General features: G+C 67.0%; 4 protein-coding genes. All 4 read right to left on the bottom strand.

Annotated features, from left to right (window positions below; all coding sequences use genetic code 11):
- Positions 1-1376: efflux RND transporter permease subunit (locus tag ACY69P_RS15615; protein ID WP_462328147.1), on the bottom strand; the 1376-nt coding region annotated here is incomplete at its 3' end.
- The gene (locus tag ACY69P_RS15620; protein WP_462328148.1) at positions 1366-2517 is read right to left on the bottom strand and encodes an efflux RND transporter periplasmic adaptor subunit; all 1152 of its coding nucleotides are present in this window, start codon (positions 2515-2517) and stop codon (positions 1366-1368) included. The genes ACY69P_RS15620 and ACY69P_RS15615, both read right to left, overlap by 11 nt.
- An 81-nt stretch (positions 2518-2598) precedes the next feature.
- Entirely contained in the window at positions 2599-2832 is a 234-nt protein-coding gene (locus ACY69P_RS15625) for a hypothetical protein (protein ID WP_462328149.1), read from the bottom strand.
- Positions 2829-3037: YgaP family membrane protein (locus tag ACY69P_RS15630; protein ID WP_462328150.1), on the bottom strand; the 209-nt coding region annotated here is incomplete at its 5' end. The genes ACY69P_RS15625 and ACY69P_RS15630, both read right to left, overlap by 4 nt.

Raw genomic sequence — 3037 nt, forward strand, 5'->3', positions numbered from 1 at the left:
AGCGTGGCGCGGCGCGGGTCCAGCCGCCCAAGGCGGATATGGCGCTGGATGTTGTCCACGTTGGTGATGGGGTCGTCCACCACAAGGCCCAGCGACAGGATGAGGGCAAAAAGGGTCACGCGGTTGATGGTGTAGCCCAGCAGGTGGTTCACAAACAGCGCCAGCGCAAAGCTGACGGGCACGGCAAGGGCGACCACCGCGGCCTCGCGCCGCCCAAGGGTAAAGGTCAAGAGGGCCACCACCGGGACGATGGCCAGCCCAAGCGAGGTCAGCAGGTTGTTGACCTTATCCTGCGCGGTGCGCCCATAGTCGCGTGTGACTTCCCACGAGACGCCAGCGGGCAACACGTCCCGCGCAAGGTCCGCCATGCGGCGGTGGACGTCGCGCGCCACGGTGACGGCGTTGGTGCCCTGCTTTTTGGCGACGGCAAGGGTGACGCTGGGGGAGCGCTGCCCCCGCTGGGCATCCGGGATGGCGCGTTCTTCTTCCGCGCGCACGGAAAAGCCGATGTGCGTTGCGGTTTCGGCCTCTGCCGGGCCGTCGATGACGGTAGCCACATCGCGCAGGGCCACGGGGATGTCGTTAAAGACGCCGACCACCACGTCCCCGACCTCGCGCGCGGAGGTGAGGAAGGCGTCGGTGCGGACGGTGAGGCTGGTATTGGCGCGGTCGATGGTCCCTGCGGTGGCGGCGGTGTCTGCCCCGCCAAGGGCCGTGCGGACCGCACCGGGAGAAATGCCAAAGCCTGCCATGCGCTGCGGGTCCAGCTCTACGCGCACCTCGCGCGGGCGGCCGCCCGTGATGGTCACGCGGGAGACGTCGTCAATTGCCGCCAGCCGGGCGTGGAGTTCCTCGGCCATGCGGCGGAGCTGGTGGTCGTCGTAGCGGTCCGAATAGAGGGCGATGGTGACGATGGGAACGTCGTCAATCTCCACGGGCTTCACCAGCCAGCCCGTGACGATGGCCGGGACAAGGTCGCGGTTCATCAGGATGGCGTTGTGCAGCTTGATGAGGGACTTTTCGCGGTCCTCCCCCACGTGGAAGCGGACGGTGGCCATGGCGGAGTCGCGCCGGGATGTGGAGTAGACGTGCTCTACGCCGTCAATCTGCCACAGCAGGCGCTCCAGGGGCGTGGTGACGAGCTTTTCCACCTCTTCGGCGCTGGCTCCGGGAGCCTGCACGTGCACGTCGGCCATGGGGACGACGATTTGCGGCTCCTCCTCACGCGGGGTGATGAGCACGGCGGCGGTGCCAAGGGCAAAGGCCGCAATGACAAGAAGGATGGACAGCCGCGTTTCCAGAAAGGTGTTCACAATGGCCGCAATAAGCCCGCGCGGTGCGTCCTGCGGCTTGGGAGCGGAAGACTCAGGAGGCATTGCCGCCTCCGGGCAGGGCCACTTCGTCGCCGTCGCGCAGGCCGGAGAGAATCTCGACCCTGTCGCCGTGGTCGTCACCGGTCTTCACATAGATGGAATGCCACGCATCACCGTCGCGGATGGTGAGGGCCTCCAGCTGGCCCACGCGCGTTATGGCCGCGCGGGGCACAAGGATGACCGTGCGCGAACCGGAGGGCACCAGCAAACGGCCAAACATGCCGGGATACAGCCCCGTAACGGGCGGCAGGCTCACCTTGACGAGAAAGGTGCGGGTGGTGGGGTCCGCGGCGGGGACGACTTCCTCCACAATGCCGTCCACTTCGGCATCAAGGGGGGCGAGGGCCACGCGCATGGTGCGGCCAACGCGCACCGCGCCGATAAGGCTCTCGCGGACGTGGGCTTCCAGCCGCAGGGCGCCGGCGGTGTTGCCCGCGCTTTGCAGAATGAACAGCGGCTTGCCCGGTACGGCAAGGTCGCCGGGTTCGGCCATGCGCCGCGCCACCTCGGCGGCCTCGGGCGCGCGGACGACGGTGTATTCCAGAGCGATTTCCACTTCCTCCAGGCGCTGCTGCGCGCTTTTGACCTTGGCGCGGGCGGCGGAGAGGCCGTCGCGGGCCTGCGCAAGGCGGGCCTCGGTCTGCAGAAAGTCGGCTTCGGCGGCCTCCAGCTCGTGCGAGGAGATCGCCTTTTCCTCGAACAGCTGTTTGGAGCGGCGGTACTGCGACTGCGCGCGGGAGAATGCGGCCTGACTTTCATTGATGGCTTGGCGCGACTGCTCGCGTGCGGACATGGCGGACGCCAGCGCCTGCTTGGCCTGCTCCATGCGGGCGACGTATTCCCTGTCATCAAGCTCCGCCAGCACGGTGCCGCGCTCCACCAAGTCGCCTGCCGTCACCTTCATGGACCGGATGCGGCCTGTGACCTGCGCCTCGATGCGCGTTTCTGTGCGGGGGCGGACGGTGCCGACGGCTTCGTAGGTTTCGTCTATGGTGCGCTGCTCGGCGGTGGCTGTGTGCTGCGGCGGGGTAACCGTGACGGGAGAGGTCCCGTGCCCCGGCGTGATGTCATCCGAGCAGGCGGAAAGAAGGCACAGCCCGAAAAGGACGGTGACTAGGGACAGAAGGTGTGATGAAGGCCGCATGACGTCTCCTCGTGATGCTTGGGCGTGGCCGCTTTGGGGCGGCGGATTCGTCTTAGCATGTTGCCCGAATGAGGGAAAAGGTCAAGAATTCCGGCGTGCGGGCTGGCTGCGCCGGGGCCGGATGCGCAAAGGTGCGGCAGCCGGGCGTTTTCGCACGGTGGCGTCCATAAGGGCAAGGCTGGCCACCGTGGTGACGGTGAGCCACCAGCTGGAGTGCAGGGCGGCGAGGATAAGGCTGCCCAGCAATGCGCCCACAAAGGCGCACAGCGCCCCGCGGTGATGCGTGATGCGGTGGTGCTTGGGGGCGCTGGTCATTGTTGCGCCTTCTTGCTGCGGCGCAGGATGGCCATAAGCGGGCAGGTGTCCGTAAAGGCCGACTGCAGCAGATTGGCCCCCACAAAGGCGGTGAGCAGGAGCCACCACCGGCTGTGGGCAAGGCTGAGGGCCAGTGAGGCAAGAATCATGAATCCGGCTGCGCCGCGTGTTATGCGTTCGATGTGCATCGGTTCCTCCTGTGTTG

This window comes from Desulfobaculum sp. (assembly GCF_054921475.1).